Here is a 17,763-nt window from a genome sequence, read left to right on the forward strand (position 1 = left end):
CCCCCCCCCCCCCCGGGGCGGGGGGGGGGGGGGGGGGGCCCCCCCCCCCCCCCCGCCAGGGCCAGAACCAAAGCCATCAGCCCCAGTCCGCCCAGGCCCCAGGTGGCCGGGGGCACATCGGCCCAGGCCTCGGGCGTCCCCTCGCCGGTGTGGCTGAGCACGGCGGCGATGATCAGCGCAGCCCCGGCGATGGCGGCGTAGACCCGTCGGTTGCCCCGGTCGACCTCCCGACGCAGCTGTTCCATCTCCTGGCAGTGGCGGTGGAGTTCCGCGCGCATGCTGGCCAGGTCGTCCAGCCCGCGGTCGATTCGGTTGGGCAGCTCCGGTAGCTTGTCCCCCCACTCCGGCAGCTGTTTGCGGATGTTGCGCAGCGCTGCCGCCGGGCCCAGCTCCTCGCGCATCCAGCGCTCCAGGAATGGTTTGGCCGTGGTCCACAGGTCCAGATCGGGGTAGAGGTTGCGGCCCAGCCCCTCGATGTTGAGCAGGGTCTTCTGCAGCAGCACCAGCTGCGGCTGCACCTCCATGTTGAAGCGCCGGCCGGTCTGGAACAGCCGCAGCAGCAGCTGGGCGAAGGAGATCTCGTGCAGCGGGCGGGCGAAGGCCGGTTCGCAGACGGTACGGATGGCGGCCTCGAACTCCTCGACCCGGGTACCCGCCGGGACCCATCCCGACTCGACGTGCAATTCGGCCACCCGCCGGTAGTCCCGGTTGAAGAAGGCCATGAAATTACCGGCCAGGTAGTGGTGGTCCGTCGGTGCCAGCGAACCCATGATGCCGAAGTCGATCGCGATGTAACGCGGCTCGGTGGGCCGCGTGGGGTCGACGAAGATGTTGCCCGGGTGCATGTCCGCGTGGAAGAAGCTGTCGCGGAAGACCTGGGTAAAGAAGATCTCGGTGCCGCGCTCGGCGAGCTTCTTGAGGTCGATGCCGTGGGCCTTGAGGGCCTCGATGTCGCTGATCGGCAACCCGTGCACCCGCTCCATGACCATTACGTTGCGCCCGGTGTAGCGCCAGTAGACGGCTGGCACGTAGAGCAGCTCCGAGTTCTCGAAGTTGCGCCGCAGCTGCGAGGCGTTGGCCGCCTCGCGCATGAGGTCGAGCTCGTCGTAGAGGTTCTTCTCGAACTCGCGGATGACGTCCACCGGGTGCAGACGTCGTGCGTCGGGTACGTAGCGCTCGGCCAGGGCGGCGGCGGTATGTAGCAGGTCCAGGTCGCGGCGGATGACCGCCGGGATGCCCGGGCGTACCACCTTGACCACCACCTCGCTGCCGTCGTGCAGCTGCGCGCCGTGGACCTGGGCGATAGAGGCCGAGGCGATGGGGGTGTCCTCGAAGTGGGCGAAGACGTCCTGGATGGGGCAACCGTAGGTCCGCTCGACGATGCGCCGGGCATCCTCATGGGGGAACGGCGGTACGCGATCCTGTAGCCGCGCCAGCTCACGGGCAACGTCGGCCGGGAGCAAGTCCTGGCGCGTCGACAGGATCTGCCCGAGCTTGACGAAGATCGGTCCCAGCTCCTCCAGGGCACGCCGGACGCGCACCCCGCGGGGGACCTTGCGCCGTACCCAGCGCCAGGGCATGAAGATGACCAGAAAGCGCAGCGGGCGGAAGATGGGGGCCGCCAACACGACGTCGTCGACGCCGTTGCGGAGCATCACCAGCTGGATCCGGGTCAGGCGCAACAGGCGACGCGGTCCGATCATCAGCGCCCTCGTTCCAGCCGCTGGATGCGTACGGCGAGGCGGTCGGTGTCAGCGCGCAGGCGGTCCACGTCTTCCAGGAAGGCGCGGGCGCGCTCGGGCTCCGGCACTAGGCCGGACTCCTCGGCCAGCCACTCGCCGAGGTCGGTGGCGCTCTGCTGCGCGCTTTCGCTGAGCCAGCGGCCTGCGTTGCGCAGGGTGTCGGCGCTCCACTGTGCCAATGGGTCGCCGAGCAGGCGCGCCAGCGGTTCCTCCCAGTCCGGGCGCAGGCCGCTGAACAGGTTGCGCAGGTGCTCGACCACCGCCACCTCACCGCGGATGCGCAGTCGTCCCACGGCGTCGCTGCCCTGACTGAGTAGCGCCGTCAGTGCCTCGCGGCTGGCGATGATCTCGGCGTCGGTCTCCTCGTCGGCGTCGGCCCCGCTGCCGCAGAGCACGACACCCGATTCGCGGAAGCGCACCACCAAGTGCGGGAATCCCTCCACGCTCAGACGCACCCGCCGGCCGAGCAGCGGGGCGAGCAGCTCGGCGGCGTCGGGATCCAGGTGGATCCAGCGGTTGATCAGGGCGTCGAGCATGGCGTCGGCGTCTTCAGTAGACCCAGCCGGTGTGGATGGCAGCCACACCGGCGGTGAGCAGGGTGTAGTCGCAGTCCTCGAAGCCGGCCTCCTCCATCATGCCCTTGAGCACCGGGGCCTCGGGGTGCATGCGGATCGACTCGGCCAGGTAGCGGTAGCTCTCCGCATCGTTGACCACCAGCTTGCCCATCATCGGCATGATGCGGAAGGAGTAGAGGTCGTAGAGTGGTCGCAGTGCCGAGACGTACACGTGGGAGAACTCGAGGATCACAGCCCGTCCACCGGGGCGTAGCACGCGGCGCATCTCGGCCAGGGCGTTTTCCTTGCGGGTGACGTTGCGCAGACCGAAACCGATGGTCACCCGATCGAAGGAGGCGTCGGGAAAGGGCAGTTCCTCGGCGTCGGCAAGGACGCAAGCAGCCTGTTTGCCGACGCCCTCGTCGATCATGCGGTTCCGCCCCCGGGCGAGCATGGAGAGGTTGATGTCGCTCATCACCACCCGGCCTTCGGGGCCAACGCGGGGCAGCGCCAGGCTGGCCAGATCGCCGGTGCCCGAAGCGATGTCCAGAACCTCGTGGCCCGGGCGCAGCACGGTCTGGCCGATGGTCTGGCGTTTCCAGATGCGGTGCAGGCCACCGGACATCAGGTCGTTCATGAAGTCGTAGCGGTCCGCCACCGAATCGAAAACCGAGCCGACCCGCTTGGCCTTCTCCTCCAGCGGGACCTCGCGGTAGCCGAAGTGGGTGGTCTTGTCGTCGCTCACGCTGTCCTCCCCCTACCCGCCCCTGCGGGTTGTCTCGGATGGGCCGGTCACAGGATGTACCGACTCAGGTCCTCGTCCTCGGCCAGGCCGGCCAGGTGCTCTTCCACATAGGCCGCATCGACGGTGCGGGTCTGGCCGCTGTGGTCCGCCGCCTCGTAGGAGAGCTGCTCGAGCAGGCGTTCCATCACGGTGTGCAGGCGCCGGGCGCCGATGTTCTCGGTTCGCTCGTTGACCTGACGGGCGATCTCGGCGATGCGGCGCACGCCGTCGTCGGTGAATTCCAGGGTCAATCCCTCGGCGGCCATCAGGGCCCGGTACTGCGCCACCAGCGAGCTGCTCGGCTCGGTGAGGATGCGCACGAACTCTTCGGTGCCCAGGGCCTCCAGTTCAACGCGGATGGGCAGGCGCCCCTGGAGCTCCGGGATCAGATCCGAGGGCTTGGCAACGTGGAAGGCGCCGGAGGCGATGAACAGGATATGGTCGGTACGCACCATGCCGTGCTTGGTGGAGACCGTGGCGCCCTCGACCAGCGGCAGCAGGTCGCGCTGGACGCCCTCGCGGGAGACGTCCCCGCCGCCGCTCTGCTCGGCACGCTTGGTGACCTTGTCGACCTCATCGAGGAAGACGATGCCCTGCTCCTCGACCCGCTTGACGGCCTCGGCCTTGACCTCTTCCTCGTTGACCAGTTTGGCGGCTTCCTCGTCCCGCAGCACCCGTTTGGCCTCGGCGACGGTTAGCTTGCGCCGCTGGGTCCGCTCCTGGCCCATGTTGCGGAACAGCCCCTGGAGCTGGTTGGACATCTCCTCCATCCCCGGCGGAGCCATGATGTCCACGCCGGGCCCGCTGGCCTGGACCTCGACCTCGATCTCGCGGTCGTCGAGTTCGCCGTTGCGCAGCTTCTGCCGGAACTTCTCCCGGGTGCGGTTCTCTACGTCCTCGGGTCCGCCGCCGCTGGGCCCGGGCAGCAGGGTGTCGAGCAGGCGGTCCTCAACGGCCCGATCGGCCTTGTGGCGCATCTCGGCCATGGCCTCTTCGCGAACCAGCTTCAGGGCCAGGTCGGTGAGGTCGCGGATGATCGACTCGACGTCGCGGCCGACGTAGCCGACCTCGGTGAACTTGGTCGCCTCGATCTTGATGAACGGCGCCCGCGCCAACCGTGCCAGCCGGCGGGCGATCTCGGTCTTGCCGACGCCAGTGGGGCCGATCATGAGGATGTTCTTGGGGGTGATCTCGCTGCGCAGCGGCTCGTCGACCTGCATGCGCCGCCAGCGATTGCGCAGGGCGATGGCCACGGCGCGCTTCGCCTCGCCCTGGCCGACGATGTGCTTGTCCAGCTCCTGGACGATCTCGCGCGGGGTCATCGTGGCTTCCGACATGTCGTTACGACTCCTCACGGGTCTCGGGCAGCGTCTCCACGGTGATGTGGCGGTTGGTATAGACGCAGATATCGCCGGCGATCTCCAGCGCCCGCTGGGTGATCTGGGCCGCGGGCAATTCGGTGGACTCGAGCAGGGCCCGGCCGGCGGCCTGGGCGTAGGGACCGCCGGAGCCGACGGCCATCAGGTCGTGCTCCGGCTCGATGACGTCGCCGGTACCGGAGAGCGTCAGTAGGGATTCGGTGTTGGCGACCACGAGCAGGGCCTCCAGGCGGCGCAGGACGCGGTCCGAGCGCCACTCCTTGGCCAGCTCGACGGCGGAGCGGGCCAGTTGCCCGTGGTGCTTCTCAAGCTGCGCCTCGAAGCGCTCGAACAGTGTGAATGCGTCCGCCGTGGCGCCGGCAAAACCGGCCAGAACCCGGCCGTGGTAGAGCCGGCGGACCTTGCGCGCGTTGCCCTTGAGCACCGTGTGCCCGAGGGTGACCTGTCCGTCGCCGCCGAGGGCGACCTGCCCCTCGCGGCGGACGGCGAGGATGGTGGTGCCGTGCAGTGTTTCCAAGATCGGCCTCCTGAGTGTTCGCGCCGCTCATTGTACCCGAGAGCATCGCCCGCGGGTCGACGCTGCCGTGGCACCGAGCCCGCGGTTCACTCCGGATCCGGGTCCCGGCGCCGCCGGGCCCGGGGGTGGGCGCGGTCGTAGACCTGGGCCAGGTGCTGGAAGTCGAGGTGCGTGTAGATCTGGGTGGTGGAGATGTCGGCGTGCCCGAGCAGCTCCTGGACGGCGCGCAGGTCGCCGCTGGACTCGAGCATGTGTGTGGCGAAGGAGTGGCGGAGCATGTGCGGGTGGACCCGCCGTTGGACCCCGCGCAGTCGGGCCAGGCGCTGGAGCCGGCGCTGCACGGTGCGCGGACCCAGCCGCGCACCGTGGCGGCCGACGAACACGGCGGTCTCCTCGGCGTCCGCCCAAGCCGGTCGGTGGCGGAGCCAGGCGTCGAGGGCTCGCAGGGCTTGGCGTCCGACCGGCACCACCCGGTCCTTGGCGCCCTTGCCGCGCAGCACGCGGACCAGCCCGTCGCGCCGGTCGATGTCCATCACGTTCAGCCCGACCACCTCGGAGAGGCGCAGCCCGCTGGAGTAGATGAGCTCGTAGAGCGCGGCGTCGCGGGCCTGGAGCGGGTGCTCGAAGTCGGCGCCGTCGAGCAGTCCGGCCGCCTCGTCCGGGTCGAGGGTGCCGGGCAGGCGCCGCGGGGTCTGTGGCGGACGTACCTCGGCGGCCGGGTCCGCGGCGGCCGCCCCTTCCCGGATCAGGAAGCGATAGAAGCTGCGCAGCGCGGCCAGCTGCCGGCCCAGGGTGCGGCCGGCCAGGCCGCGACGGCGGCCGCGGGCGACCCAGGCACGGACCACGTCGTGATTCACGGCGGACCAGCTGGAGAGGTCCTGCTCGGCGCAATAGGCGGCGAAGGCCTCCAGATCCTGGCGGTAGCGCTGCCGTGTCGGTTCAGCCAGGCGGCGCTCCGAGGCCAGGTGGCGGTCGAACCGCTCCAGCCAGCTAAGATCCAAGGCTACCCCCGGTGCAGGAGCCGGTCGAATACGCGCGCCGCGGTGGTACCGAGCCGGCGCAGGAAGACCGTGCCCTGGCCCGGGTGGTAGCGCTGGGGATCGCTGCTGCCGATGCCGAGCACGCCCACGGCACGCTCGTCGATCATCGGTACCAGTGCGGCACTGGCCACGGTTGTCTCGGTGTCCGGAAAGATGGTCCGGGCCTGGGCGTCGGTGGGTGCCCCGCAGCTGGGGCGGCCGCGCTCGAGCAGGGGCCTGAAGCAGGTCAGCGTCGGGTCGCCGTCGCCGAGCAACTCGGGGAGGGGCTCGCGCGCCGCGGCACCGCCCTGCTCCGGGGCGATGAGCAGCAGACCGACGGCATCGGCCTGGAAACCCTCGCGCAGTCCGGCACGCAGGGCCTCGACCGCCGCCTGCAGGTCGTCGGCGGCGAACAGGTCCAGGGTCAGCTCGTGGAGCCGTTCGGCGGTTCCCTCGTTCTGCCGGGCCACCCGGACCATGTCGTCGAGACGCCGGCGCAGCCCCGCACTCTCCTCCCGCAGGACCCGGACCTGGTGTTCGATCAGCGAGGTGGCATCGCCGCAGTCGTGGCGGAGTTCGAGCCGCGCGAGAACTTCGGGGTGGCGGTGCAGCAGGTCGGGGTGTTCGACCAGGTAGGCGGCCACCTCGGCCTCGTCGAGCAGCGGGGCCTCTTCACGCTTCGCGCTCTCTGTCACACCGTTCGTCCTGCTTGCTTAGCGGGTCGGTCCCCGGGGCGTCACCGCGGCGGAGGCGGGTAGCTCGATCTCGCCGCGGAAAACGGTGCGTGCCGGGCCGGTCATCCACACCGAGCGCCCGGGACCGTGCCAGTGTATCACGAGCACTCCGCCGGTCAGCTCCACGGTCACCGTGGTGTCGAGCCAGTCGCGCAGGCGGCCGGCGACCACGGCGGCACACGCCCCGGTGCCGCAGGCCGGCGTCTCGCCGACGCCGCGCTCGAAGACACGCAGACGGATCCGATCGCGGCTGCAGACCTCCATGAAGCCGACGTTGACCCGCCGCGGGAAGCGCGCGTGCCGCTCGATCTCGGCCCCAAGCTCGGCCACGGCGGCGGTGTCGACGTCGTCGACGCGGAGGACGGCGTGCGGGTTGCCCAACGAGACCGCACCGATGGTCCGCTCACCGCTGCTAGTGGCCAGCCGGTACGCCTCCTGCCTCACCGGCGCCTGGAACGGGATCCGTGCGGGCTCGAGTTCCGGTGGACCCATGTCGACGCTCACCTGGCCGTCGTCGCGGGGCTCCGCCTCGGTGATCCGGCCGTCCGTCTCGATCCGCAGCACCCCCGGCGCGGCCAGCCCCTCGTCGATTAGGAAGCGGGCCAGACAGCGGACGCCATTGCCGCAATGCTCGACCTCGCCGCCGTCGGCGTTGAAGATCCGGTAGCGGACGTCGGCGGCGACGTGCGCCGGCGGCTCGGCGACCAGCAGCTGGTCACAGCCGACGCCGAGCCGGCGGTCGGCCAGGCTGCGGATGGTCTCGGTGGTCAGCTCCAGGCGCTGGCGGACGCCGTCGAGGACGACGAAGTCGTTGCCCAGCGCCTCCATCTTGGTAAAGCGCACGGCTTCACTCCTCCGGTAGCAGCGCTTCCCCGGTCATCAGCTCGTCGAGGGTCTCACGGCGGCGGATCAGATGGCTCCGGGGACCATCGACGAGTACCTCCGGCGGCCGAGGCCGGGCGTTATACGCTGAAGCCATGACGGCGCCGTAGGCGCCGGCGCTGCGGATGGCCAGCAGACCGCCGGCGGCGGCCGGCAGCGGGCAATCGCGGGCGAAGGTATCTGCGGACTCGCACACCGGTCCGACCACATCCACCGGGCGGCAGTGCGCGCTCGTCGGGGCGATGGACTCGACGGTGTGGGCGGCGTCGTAGAGCGCCGGGCGCAGGTAGTCGTTCATGCCGGCGTCGACGATGGCGAACTCCCTGCCTCCGTTTTGTTTGAGATACTCGATGCGCGTGACCAGGACGCCGGCCTCGGCGACGATGGCCCGGCCCGGCTCGACCAGAACCGCTACCCCGAGATCCCGCAGCGGCGCCGTGACGGCCTCGATGTGCTCCGCCGGGCTCGGTGGCCGCTCATCGACGTAGTGCACCCCGAGCCCCCCGCCGGCGTCGACGTGGTCCAGGACGATCCCCTGCTCCTGCAGACGGCGCGCCAGTGCCGCCAGCCGCTCGGCGGCCTCGGTCAGGGGAGCCACCGAGAGCAGTTGCGAGCCGATGTGGCAGGCGATGCCGCGTACCTGCAGGCGTGGGTCGTCGGCCGCCTGCCGATAGAGGGCTTCGGCCTCGTCGAGGGCGATCCCGAACTTGCTCTGTGCCAGTCCGGTGGCGATGTAGGGGTGGGTCTCGGGGTTGACGTCGGGGTTGACCCGCAGGGCCACCGGCGCCGGGGTGCCCTCGGCCTCCGCGACGCCGGCGATGCGTTCGAGCTCGGCGGCGGACTCCACGTTGAAGCAGCGGATGCCGGCGCGCAGCGCGCGGCGGATCTCGTCGGTGCCCTTGCCAACGCCGGAGAAGACCACCCGCGCGGCTTCCCCGCCGGCGCGCAGGACCCGTTCCAGTTCGCCGCCCGAGACGATGTCGAAGCCGGCGCCGTGGCGGGCGAGCAGATTGAGCAGGCCGAGGTTGCCGTTGGCCTTGACTGCGTAGCAGATATCGGCATCGCTGCCGAGGGCGGTGCGGTAGCGATTCCAGCGCGCCTCGATAGCGGCGCGGGAGTAGACGTAACAGGGGGTGCCGTAACGCTCGGCCACCTCGTCGAGGGGCAGTGATTCCACCCACAGGCGGTCATCGTGTCGGGTGAAGCCGGGGTGCGTCATGACGGGTCCTCTTCGCCGCTTTCGTCGGGGAGGTAGAGATCGGCCTTCTGGCCGCAGCCACCGGCGAGGATCAGCAGGGCGAGCAGCACCAGCGCCGCCGTCCGGGATCGCGTAGGCATGAGCCTCTCCACGGATGGGTGATAAACCGCTCATTATAGCGGCTAGCGGGGCCCATCGTGAGGGCGGCGGGTGCCGGCCGTTCCGCGGTTTCCGTCCCCGGACCCCCTCGTTATACTGATCCAACCATCAGATAAACTAAGGCATTGAGAGGGGTCATGACGGACAATCCGCTTCGAGGGCTGGCCGGCGTCGGGCAGAGCGTCTGGTACGACAACATCCATCGCGGCATGCTGCCGGAGGAGCTGGAGCGCCTGGTCCGGGAGGACGGGCTGAGCGGCGTGACCACCAATCCGGCCATCTTCCAGAAGGCGATCGGTGGCACCGACGCCTACGACCAGGCCATCACCGAGGCGATCGGGCAGGTCGGCCGTGACCCGGAAGCGGTCTTCGAGGCGCTGGCCATGGACGACATCCGCGCCGCGGCGCGGGTCCTGCGTCGGGTTTATGAGGCCAGCGACGGCGTCGACGGCTACGTCAGTATGGAGGTGTCACCGGATCTGGCCGGGGATGCGCGCGGCACAGTCACGGAGGCTCTGCGCCTCTCCGCCGAGGCCGGCGAGCCCAACGTCATGATCAAAGTTCCCGCCACCTCGGCCGGCGTGGAGGCCTTCGAGGAGCTGACGGTCCGGGGCATACCGGTGAACGTGACCCTGATCTTCGGGGTCGAGCGCTACCGGCAGGTGGCCGATGCGTACGTGCGCGCCCTTGAGCGGCGCCGTCAGGCCGGGGATCCGGTCGCCGCGCCGGCGTCGGTGGCGAGCCTGTTCATCAGCCGCCTCGACGCCAAGATCGATCCGCTGTTGTCGGACGATGCGTCGGCGCCCGTGCCGCCCGGGCAGGCGGCCATCGCTAACGCGCGGACCGCCTACTCGGTCTATCGGGAGATCTTCCACGGCGCCGGCTTCGCCGCCCTGGCCGAGGCCGGAGCGCGGCCCCAGCGGCTGCTCTGGGCTAGCACCGGGGTCAAGGGCGAGCGCTACCCGGAGACCTACTATGTCGAGGCGCTTGCCGGCCCGGAGACCGTCACCACCTTGCCGCCGGCCACCTACGAGGCATACCGCCGGGACGGCCAGCCGCAGGAGCGGATCACCGAGCGGCTCGAGCAGGCGCCCGCGGTGCTCGACGAGCTGCGGGCGCAGGGCATCGACCTCGACGGTGTCCTCGCCGAACTTGAGCGCGAGGGAATCGATGCCTTCGTCCAGGCCCACCGGGCCCTGCTCGAGGCCCTGGAGAAAAAGCTGCAGGCCGCCGCCGGGACGTGAGACCCTGACCCGCCGAGATCCCGTAGGCGTCATGCAGAGGAAGGAGGCTGCCATTGGCCACGTACGCGATCGGTGACATCCAGGGATGCTGCGACCCGCTCAAGCGACTACTGGAGCAGATCCGCTTCGATCCGGCGCAGGACACGATCTGGTTCGTGGGCGATCTGGTCAACCGTGGCCCGGACTCGCTCGGTGTGCTGCGCTTGGTGCGCAACGAGCTCGGCGATCGGGCGATCACCGTCCTCGGCAACCACGACATCCACCTGATGTCGGTCTGGAGTGGCCACGGCCGGCTGAAGAACGCCGATACCCTGCGCGGCACCTTGGATGCCCCGGACGTCGATGAGCTGATCGAGTGGCTGCGGCGCCGGCCGCTGATGCACGTCGACGAGAGCCTGGGCTACGCCATGGCCCACGCCGGCCTGCCGCCGGCCTGGAGCGTGGCCGAGGCGAAGCTGCGCGCCCACGAGCTGGAGCGGGCCCTGCGCGGCGACATCCCCCTCGACGACCTGATGGACAACATCTACGGCAACCGGCCCATCGAGTGGTCCGACGAGCTCGAGGGCTACGACCGGCTGCGCTTCATCACCAACGCCTTCATGCGCATGCGCTTCGTCGACGGTCAGGGTCGGCTGCTGCTGCGCGAGAAGGGTCGACCCGACCGTGCCCCAGAGGGGCACTACCCATGGTTTGTCGCCCGGAGGAGGCTGCGCGCCTCGCCGGATCCGGTGAAGCTGGTGACCGGGCATTGGTCGCTGCTTGGCTTCCACAATGACCACGGGGTGCTGAGCATCGACACGGGCTGCCAGTGGGGCAATACGCTGACGGCCGTGCGGATCGATGACGGCAGCGAGGCGGTGCATAGCCTCAAGTGTCCCGAGCACGCCTGAGCGGCCGCTCAGAGCGCCTTGAGCAGTCGCTGCCAGTCGAAGGCCGGCCCCGGGTCCGTCTTGCGTCCCGGGGCGATATCGCTGTGGCCGGCGATGCGATCCGGCTTGATCGCCGGGTAGCGGGCCCGCAGCGTCTGTACCACCGGGAGCAGCGTCACGTACTGAGCCTCCGTGAACGGAGTGCGCTCGTCGCCCTCGAGCTCGATCCCCACCGAGAAGTCGTTGCACTCGGGGCGTCCCCGGAACGACGAGCGGCCGGCGTGCCACGCGCGGCGGTGGAACGGTACGTACTGCGTGACATTGCCTTGGCGGTCGATGAGCAGGTGGGCAGAGACGCGCAGATCGGCGATCGACTCAAAGGTGGGGTGAGCCGCCGGGTCGAGCTGGTTGGTGAACAGCTCGTCGATCCAGCCGCCGCCGAACTCCCCGGGGGGCAGGCTGATGGCGTGGAGGACCAGCAGGTCGACGACGCAGCCAGGCGGGCGGGGGCCGTGATTCGGTGAAGGGCAGTGGCGGGCCGGGTGCAGGAGCCCTGTGGCGGGATCAATGCTGTAGCGTCCGCTGCTGGGCACGGGACGGCTCCGGCAACCGTTGACCGATGGCCCCCGCCGCCTGGCGGGGGCCATCAGATACCGTCGAAAGGGGTCGCCTCAGCGGCCGATGGCCACGTCGAGGCGGGTGCCGAAGGCCGACTCGTAGCGGCTCTTGAAGCTATCGGCGTCGATGGAGTGGTTCTGCGTACCGCTCTGCTCGACCTTGATCGCGCCCATCAGCGAGGCGATACGGCCGGTGGTCTCCCAGTCCAGATCGCGCAGCAGGCCGAAGAGCAGCCCGGCCCGGAAGGCGTCGCCGCAACCCGTGGGGTCGGCGACCTGGCTGATCGGTGCCGCCGGCACGTGGATGATCTGGCCGTTGGTGTAGATGTGGGAGCCCTCGGCGCCGCGGGTCACGATCAGCGCCTCGACCTTGTTCGCGATGTCCTCGAGCTCCATGTGGGTCTTCTCGGTGAGCAGGCGCGACTCGTAGTCGTTGACCGCCACCCAGGTGGCGCCCTCGACGAACTCACGCAGCTGATCACCGTCGAACGCCGGCATGGCCTGGCCCGGGTCGAAGATGAACGGGATACCGGCGTCGACGAACTGCCGGGCGTGCTTGACCATGCCCTCCGGGCCGTTGGGGGCGACCACCCCGACCTTGCCGCCGGCGTCGGTGGGGACGTCAACCTTGTGGGCGTCGCCCATGGCGCCCGGGTGGAACGCCGTGATCTGGTTGTCGTCCATGTCGGTGGTGATGTAGGCCTGGGCAGTGTAGTGCTCGTTGAGCGTGCTGATATAGCGCTGCTCGATGCCGTGGCTTGTCATCCAGTCGGCGTAGCTGCCGATGTCGGCGCCGACGGTGGCCAGGGTGAGCGGCTCCTCACCGAGCATCTTCAGGTTGTAGGCGATGTTGCCGGCGCAGCCGCCGTATTCGCGGCGCAGCTGCGGCACCAGGAACGAGACGTTCAGGATGTGGACCTGCTCCGGCAGGATGTGGTTCCGGAAGCGGTCGTGGAACACCATGATGGTGTCGAAAGCGACAGAGCCGCTGATAATGGCGGACATTGAATCCTCCTTGTCGTGGGTGTTCGTTAGCCTTCCCAGCGCAGATCGAGCTCACGCGCGGCCTTGACGTCGTCGAGCCGGCGCACGGGCAGGCGGTACGGAGCGCCCTTGACCATGTCGATGTTCTCGCGCGCCTCCTCGCGGATGCGCACCATGGCGTCGACGAAGCCGTCGAGCTCGCGCTTGGACTCGGTCTCGGTCGGCTCGATGAGCAACGCCTCGGGCACCAACAGGGGGAAGTAGGTGGTCGGCGCATGGTAGCCGAGATCGAGCAGGCGCTTGGCGAAGTCCATGACGTTGGCGCCGAGCTCCTTGGCCTCGTGCTTGAGGCTGACGATGAACTCGTGGCTGGCCCGGCGCTCCGGGTAGGCCACGGTGAAGCCGGCCTCGCGCAGCCGGGTCATCAGGTAGTTGGCGTTGAGCGTCGAGTACTCGGCCACCCGGGGCATGCCCTCGCGGCCGAGCATGCGCATGTAGGCGTACGCGCGCAGCAGCACCCCGGAGTTGCCGTTGAAGGTGCACAGCCGGCCTATGGAACTCGGGCAGTCCGTCTCGGTGAGCCAGCGGTAGTGATCGCCCTCCCGGGTGACCCGGGGGATGGGTAGGTAGGGTAGCAGGCGCTCGCTGACGCCCACCGCACCGGCACCCGGTCCCCCGCCGCCGTGGGGCGTGGAGAACGTCTTGTGCAGGTTCATGTGGATGACGTCGAAGCCCATGTCACCGGGCCGCGCCTTGCCGAGGATGGCGTTGAGGTTGGCGCCGTCGTAGTAGAGCAGGCCGCCGGCCTCGTGGACGGTGGTGGCGATCTCCTCGATGCGCCGCTCGAAGACCCCCACGGTCGACGGGTTGGTGAGCATGATCCCGGCGGTCTGCGGTCCGACGGCCGCCTTGAACGCCTCCATGTCGACGTCCCCGTCGGCACCGGTGGGGATCTCGCGCACCTTGTAGCCGCACATGGTGGCAGTGGCCGGATTGGTGCCGTGGGCCGCATCGGGCACCAGGATCTCGGTGCGCCCGTCGTCGCCGCGTGCGTCGTGGTAGGCGCGGATCATGGCCACACCGGCGAACTCGCCCTGGGCGCCGGCCATCACCGACAGCGTGACATCCTGCATGCCGGTGACGACGGCCAGATCCTGCTGGAGCTCGTGGATGCAGGCCAGGAAGCCCTGCCCCGTCTCGTCGGGCGCCAGCGGATGGCGCTCGAGGAACTGGGGCAGCATCGCGAGGTTGTTGGCACCCCGCGGGTTGTACTTCATGGTGCAGGAGCCCAGCGGGTAAAAATGGGTGTCGATGGAGAAATTCTTCTGCGACAGCCGGGTGTAGTGACGCACCGTCTCCAGCTCCGAGACCTGCGGCAGTTGAGGCTGGCGCTGGCGGCGGAAACGGCGCGGGAGGCTGTCAGCCCCCGGCGCCTCCTTGGGGGCCTGGGCGTAGGCACGCCGGCCCTCACGGCTGATGTCATAGATGAGCACAGCTTCGGACTCCTCAGTCATAATCACAGGGCGCGCTGCACGTCGTCGTAGTCGGGTTCCTCGGCGATCTCGGGGACGAGCTGCGTGTACACCACCTGCCCGCCGTCATCGATGATCACCACGGCCCGGGCGCACAGGCCCTCCATGGGGCCCTCCTCGATGCGCACGCCGTAGTCGCGGGCGAAGGCCGAATCGCGCATGGCCGAGAGCATCACCACGTTGCCGACGCCCTCCGCGCTACAGAAGCGCTGCTGGGCAAAGGGCAGATCGGCGGAGACGGTGGCGAAGGTGACCTCCGCATGGCTGCGGGCCAGCTCATCGAAACGCTTGGCCGAGGCGCTGCACACCGGAGTGTCGAGACTCGGCACGATGTTGAGCACCAGCCGCCGACCGGCGAAGTCGCCCAGTCGGTGATCCTGCAGCTCGCTGTCAACCAGCCGGAAATCCGGGGCTGCCGAGCCGGTGCCCGGCAGCTCGCCGCAGGTACGGAACGGGGTGCCCTTGAGGGTGACGGTGGCCATGGCGCGATACCTCCTCCGCGACGATGCGCGGTTGTGGGGCTCAGGCGCGGGCGCGCTGCCCGGTGTTGCGCAGGGCATCGGCCAGCGCCGCAGCGAACCGGTCGATCTCCTCGGAGGTGCGGGTCTCGGTGGCGCAGACGAGCAGCGCCGGACCCCACTCCGGGAATTCCTGACTGAGGTCGTAGCCACCGAGTACGCCGCGGTGGGCGAGCGTCGGCAGGACCTCCTCGGCAGGCGCGGGGATCCGCAGCGGGACCTCGTGGAAGAAGGGGCCGTCGAAGAGCCGCTCGACTCCATCGATGGCTGTCAGCTTCTGTACCAGCTCCCGTGTGCGCTCGTGGCTGACCGCCGCCACGCGGGCGAGCCCCTCGGCACCGAGCAGGGACAGGTGCACGGTGGCCGCGGTGACCATCAGCCCCTGGTTGGTGCAGATGTTGGACGTCGCCTTGGAGCGGCGGATGTGCTGCTCCCGGGCCTGCAATGTCAAGGTATAGCCGGTTCGCCCGTCGGCGTCGACCGTTCGCCCGACGATCCGGCCGGGCAGTTGACGCACGTGCTGCTTGCGCGTGGTCATGTAGCCGAAGTATGGGCCGCCGGAGGCCAGCGGGATGCCCAGCGGCTGCCCCTCGCCACAGGCGATGTCGGCGCCTTCGCTGCCCCACTCGCCGGGTGGGGTCAAAAGCGCCAGAGCGACCGGGTTACACACGGCAATGACCAAGGCGTTCAGACCGTGGGCCCAGTCGGTCAGGCGGTCCACCTCCTCGAGGGCGCCGAAGAAGTTCGGCTGCGGGACCACCACCGCGGCGAAGGGTTCGTCCTCGAAGCGGCCGAGTGCCTCGGGATCGATGCGCCCGACGGTGTCGTCCAGGGGCGCCTCAACCAGCTCGATGCCCTGGTTGGCGACAATGGTCTCGACCACGCGCCGGTAGTACGGATGCACGCTGCGCGGCATCAGTACCCGCTTGCTCTTGGCCTTGCGGTTGGCCCGCACGGCCATGAGCACCGCCTCGGCCAGCGCGGTGGCGCCGTCGTAGAGCGAGGCGTTGGAGGCGTACAGCCCGGTGAGCTCCGACATCATGGTCTGGAACTCGTAGAGCAGCTGCAGGGTGCCCTGCGACGCCTCGGCCTGATACGGCGTGTAAGCGCTGTAGAACTCACCGCGGGTGGTGATCTCCCAGACGGCCGCCGGAACGTGGTGATCGTAGGCGCCGGCGCCCACGAAGCAGGCCGGCTGCACGTCCTGCGCGGCCCGGCGACGCATAAGCTGCGTCACCTCCATCTCGTTCATCCCGGCGGGGATGGCATCGATGGACGCCTTACGCAGCGATTCGGGGATTTCGTCGAAGAGATCCTCGATCCGCTCGACGCCGATGGCGTCGAGCATCTCGCGGATCTCCTGCTCGGTATGCGGTACAAACGGCATCGTTCGGGTCCCGTGTTAGCGGACGGGTTTCAACCCTCGTCGGCCACCAGCTCCTGATAGGCGGCGGCATCCAGAAGACCGTCGATCTCACTAGTGTCGGCGGGCTGGATGCGCATGATCCACCCATCGCCGTAAGGGTCGGTGTTCACGGCCTCGGGGTTGTCGGCCAGGGCCTCGTTGCCCTGGGTGACCTCGCCACTGATCGGGGCGTAGACGTCGGAGGCGGCCTTGACCGACTCGACCACCGCGCACGCCTCTTCGGCCTGGACCTGGCTTCCGGCCTCCGGCGGTTCGACGAAGACCAGGTCGCCCAGCGACTCCTGGGCGTGCTCGGTGATCCCCACCGTCACGCTGCCATCGGCTTCCACGCGGACCCACTCGTGGTTGCGCGTGTACTTGAGGTCTTCAGGTACCTGACTCATGGGATGCGTTCCTCGCAATTCGGGGATGAATTCGCGTCTGAAAGCCGTGGAAGGGCTAGACGCATACCTTACCATGGCGGACGAAGGGCGGTTTGACACGCCGCGCGGCGGCCTCGCGGTTGCGGATGACCACGCGGAAATCGCCCTCGGCGTCGGCGGGGATGCGGGCCAGTGCGATGGGCCCGCCGAGGGTCGGCGAATGGGCGCCGCTGGTGATCACCCCGTCGCCAGCGTCAGTGCGCACGACGTAGCCCGCGCGGGCCGGGGCGCGACCCTCGACCACCAGGCCGATCAGGCGCCAGGCGACGCCCTGGCGGTGCTGCTCCTCGAGTGCCGCACGGCCGACGAAGTCGCGATCCTCCGGGGCCCACGCCACGGTCCACCCGAGCGCGGCCTCCAGCGGCGTGGTCTCCTCGTCCATCTCGTTGCCGTTGAGGTTGAGTCCGGCCTCGAGGCGCAGGCTGTCGCGGGCGCCGAGCCCGCACGGCTGGGCGCCGGCCTCAGTCAGCCGATCCCACAGAGCGGGGGCCTGGTCGGCCGGTAGGATCAGCTCGAAGCCGTCCTCGCCGGTGTAACCGGTGCGCCCGGCAAAGACCTCACCCACCGTGGCCGCCTGGAACGGTTTACAGGCCAGCGCTGCGGCAGCCTCGTCGCCGTAGAGCTGCTCGAGCAGGGAGGTCGCCCGCGGCCCCTGGACCGCGACCATGGCCAGGTCGTCCCGGGCCTCGGCGGTGACGCCGGCCTGCTGCGCCTGTTCGAGCAGCCGCGGGCGGACCTTCTCGCGGGTGGCGGCGTTGGAGACCACGCGGTAGGTCTCCTCGTCGCGTAGGTAGACGATCAGGTCGTCGACGACACCGCCGCGCTCGTTGAGCAGGCAACTATAGAGGGCTTGCCCGGGGCGCCCGTCCAGCTTGGCGACATCGTTGGCCAGCTGTTGGCGCAGCAGGCCACGGGCAGCCGGGCCGGAGAGGTCGGTGACGGCCATATGGGAGACGTCGAACAGGCCGACGTCGCTGCGCACGGCCTGGTGTTCGGCCAGCTGAGAGCCGTAGTGAAGCGGCATCTCCCAGCCGGCGAAATCGACCACGCGGGCGCCGGCGCCCACGTGTCTATCGTAGAGCGGAGTTCTTTGCGGCATCTCTGGAATCGGTCGCTAGGGTGGCGAAATACTATACGCACAAAGTCCGATAAACCCAAACGAGGGGCCCTGAGGCGCCGGGTG

Annotated in this window: 19 protein-coding genes; 2 read left to right on the forward strand and 17 right to left on the reverse strand. The window is 69.5% G+C overall.

What is annotated here, in order from left to right:
* The 10 genes from ubiB to LRG10_RS02525 form a co-directional block, all read right to left on the reverse strand.
* Positions 1-1,703: ubiquinone biosynthesis regulatory protein kinase UbiB (gene ubiB, locus LRG10_RS02480; protein WP_238634658.1), on the reverse strand; the 1,703-nt coding region annotated here is incomplete at its 3' end.
* A complete protein-coding gene (locus LRG10_RS02485; RefSeq protein WP_238634659.1) occupies positions 1,703-2,278 on the reverse strand; it encodes an SCP2 domain-containing protein in 576 nt (191 codons plus the stop codon). The genes LRG10_RS02485 and ubiB, both read right to left, overlap by 1 nt.
* A gap of 13 nt (positions 2,279-2,291) precedes the next feature.
* Positions 2,292-3,041, reverse strand: a complete 750-nt coding sequence (locus tag LRG10_RS02490) for a class I SAM-dependent methyltransferase (protein WP_238634660.1) — start codon at positions 3,039-3,041, stop codon at positions 2,292-2,294.
* A 47-nt stretch (positions 3,042-3,088) separates the two neighbouring features.
* Entirely contained in the window at positions 3,089-4,417 is a 1,329-nt protein-coding gene (hslU, locus tag LRG10_RS02495) for an ATP-dependent protease ATPase subunit HslU (RefSeq protein ID WP_201170160.1), read from the reverse strand.
* A gap of 4 nt (positions 4,418-4,421) precedes the next feature.
* The gene (gene hslV, locus LRG10_RS02500) at positions 4,422-4,976 is read right to left on the reverse strand and encodes an ATP-dependent protease subunit HslV (protein WP_201170157.1); all 555 of its coding nucleotides are present in this window, start codon (positions 4,974-4,976) and stop codon (positions 4,422-4,424) included.
* 86 nt (positions 4,977-5,062) lie between these two features.
* Entirely contained in the window at positions 5,063-5,977 is a 915-nt protein-coding gene (xerC, locus tag LRG10_RS02505) for a tyrosine recombinase XerC (RefSeq protein WP_201242144.1), read from the reverse strand.
* Between the two features lie 2 nt (positions 5,978-5,979).
* A complete protein-coding gene (locus LRG10_RS02510; RefSeq protein WP_238634661.1) occupies positions 5,980-6,690 on the reverse strand; it encodes a DUF484 family protein in 711 nt (236 codons plus the stop codon).
* Positions 6,691-6,708: 18 nt separating this feature from the next.
* Positions 6,709-7,557 carry a diaminopimelate epimerase gene (gene dapF / locus LRG10_RS02515; RefSeq protein WP_238634785.1) on the reverse strand — a complete coding sequence of 283 codons (849 nt, stop codon included), beginning with the start codon at positions 7,555-7,557 and terminating at the stop codon, positions 6,709-6,711.
* A gap of 19 nt (positions 7,558-7,576) precedes the next feature.
* Entirely contained in the window at positions 7,577-8,830 is a 1,254-nt protein-coding gene (gene lysA / locus LRG10_RS02520; RefSeq protein WP_238634662.1) for a diaminopimelate decarboxylase, read from the reverse strand.
* On the reverse strand, positions 8,827-8,949 hold the full coding sequence (locus tag LRG10_RS02525) for a lipoprotein (RefSeq protein ID WP_201170142.1): 123 nt from the start codon (positions 8,947-8,949) through the stop codon (positions 8,827-8,829). The genes lysA and LRG10_RS02525 overlap by 4 nt, the downstream gene beginning before the upstream one ends.
* A gap of 156 nt (positions 8,950-9,105) precedes the next feature.
* Between LRG10_RS02525 and tal the strand changes: the two genes are divergently transcribed.
* Positions 9,106-10,212, forward strand: a complete 1,107-nt coding sequence (gene tal / locus LRG10_RS02530) for a transaldolase (RefSeq protein WP_201170139.1) — start codon at positions 9,106-9,108, stop codon at positions 10,210-10,212.
* Between the two features lie 53 nt (positions 10,213-10,265).
* On the forward strand, positions 10,266-11,102 hold the full coding sequence (locus tag LRG10_RS02535; RefSeq protein ID WP_201170136.1) for a symmetrical bis(5'-nucleosyl)-tetraphosphatase: 837 nt from the start codon (positions 10,266-10,268) through the stop codon (positions 11,100-11,102).
* 8 nt (positions 11,103-11,110) lie between these two features.
* Here the strand turns inward: LRG10_RS02535 and ampD are convergent, their stop codons facing one another.
* The 7 genes from ampD to gcvT all read right to left on the reverse strand — a co-directional run bounded on the left by ampD (position 11,111) and on the right by gcvT (position 17,679).
* On the reverse strand, positions 11,111-11,674 hold the full coding sequence (ampD, locus tag LRG10_RS02540) for a 1,6-anhydro-N-acetylmuramyl-L-alanine amidase AmpD (protein ID WP_238633647.1): 564 nt from the start codon (positions 11,672-11,674) through the stop codon (positions 11,111-11,113).
* A gap of 78 nt (positions 11,675-11,752) precedes the next feature.
* Positions 11,753-12,703 carry a carbohydrate kinase family protein gene (locus tag LRG10_RS02545; protein WP_201170132.1) on the reverse strand — a complete coding sequence of 317 codons (951 nt, stop codon included), beginning with the start codon at positions 12,701-12,703 and terminating at the stop codon, positions 11,753-11,755.
* Between the two features lie 26 nt (positions 12,704-12,729).
* On the reverse strand, positions 12,730-14,196 hold the full coding sequence (gene gcvPB / locus LRG10_RS02550) for an aminomethyl-transferring glycine dehydrogenase subunit GcvPB (RefSeq protein ID WP_201170131.1): 1,467 nt from the start codon (positions 14,194-14,196) through the stop codon (positions 12,730-12,732).
* A gap of 2 nt (positions 14,197-14,198) precedes the next feature.
* Entirely contained in the window at positions 14,199-14,696 is a 498-nt protein-coding gene (gene tpx / locus LRG10_RS02555; protein ID WP_201170130.1) for a thiol peroxidase, read from the reverse strand.
* 40 nt (positions 14,697-14,736) lie between these two features.
* A complete protein-coding gene (gene gcvPA / locus LRG10_RS02560; protein ID WP_201170129.1) occupies positions 14,737-16,119 on the reverse strand; it encodes an aminomethyl-transferring glycine dehydrogenase subunit GcvPA in 1,383 nt (460 codons plus the stop codon).
* Between the two features lie 29 nt (positions 16,120-16,148).
* On the reverse strand, positions 16,149-16,541 hold the full coding sequence (gene gcvH, locus LRG10_RS02565) for a glycine cleavage system protein GcvH (protein WP_201170128.1): 393 nt from the start codon (positions 16,539-16,541) through the stop codon (positions 16,149-16,151).
* Positions 16,542-16,596: 55 nt separating this feature from the next.
* Complete coding sequence (gene gcvT, locus LRG10_RS02570; RefSeq protein WP_238633644.1) at positions 16,597-17,679, reverse strand: glycine cleavage system aminomethyltransferase GcvT; 1,083 nt, start codon at positions 17,677-17,679, stop codon at positions 16,597-16,599.
* Positions 17,680-17,763: the final 84 nt, after the last annotated feature.

Source organism: Halorhodospira sp. 9628 (genome assembly GCF_022228075.1).
In the GTDB taxonomy this organism is placed as follows: domain Bacteria; phylum Pseudomonadota; class Gammaproteobacteria; order Nitrococcales; family Halorhodospiraceae; genus Halorhodospira; species Halorhodospira halophila_A.

Excerpts from the sequence above, each read along its gene's own strand:
- gcvH (WP_201170128.1), bottom strand. The coding sequence starts at position 16,541 with ATGAGTCAGGTACCTGAAGACCTCAAGTACACGCGCAACCACGAGTGG.
- lysA (WP_238634662.1), bottom strand. The coding sequence starts at position 8,830 with ATGACGCACCCCGGCTTCACCCGACACGATGACCGCCTGTGGGTGGAA.
- LRG10_RS02545 (WP_201170132.1), bottom strand. The coding sequence starts at position 12,703 with ATGTCCGCCATTATCAGCGGCTCTGTCGCTTTCGACACCATCATGGTG.
- gcvT (WP_238633644.1), bottom strand. The coding sequence starts at position 17,679 with ATGCCGCAAAGAACTCCGCTCTACGATAGACACGTGGGCGCCGGCGCC.
- gcvPB (WP_201170131.1), bottom strand. The coding sequence starts at position 14,196 with ATGACTGAGGAGTCCGAAGCTGTGCTCATCTATGACATCAGCCGTGAG.
- tpx (WP_201170130.1), bottom strand. The coding sequence starts at position 14,696 with ATGGCCACCGTCACCCTCAAGGGCACCCCGTTCCGTACCTGCGGCGAG.
- LRG10_RS02525 (WP_201170142.1), bottom strand. The coding sequence starts at position 8,949 with ATGCCTACGCGATCCCGGACGGCGGCGCTGGTGCTGCTCGCCCTGCTG.
- gcvPA (WP_201170129.1), bottom strand. The coding sequence starts at position 16,119 with ATGCCGTTTGTACCGCATACCGAGCAGGAGATCCGCGAGATGCTCGAC.
- hslU (WP_201170160.1), bottom strand. The coding sequence starts at position 4,417 with ATGTCGGAAGCCACGATGACCCCGCGCGAGATCGTCCAGGAGCTGGAC.
- dapF (WP_238634785.1), bottom strand. The coding sequence starts at position 7,557 with ATGGAGGCGCTGGGCAACGACTTCGTCGTCCTCGACGGCGTCCGCCAG.
- tal (WP_201170139.1), top strand. The coding sequence starts at position 9,106 with ATGACGGACAATCCGCTTCGAGGGCTGGCCGGCGTCGGGCAGAGCGTC.
- LRG10_RS02485 (WP_238634659.1), bottom strand. The coding sequence starts at position 2,278 with ATGCTCGACGCCCTGATCAACCGCTGGATCCACCTGGATCCCGACGCC.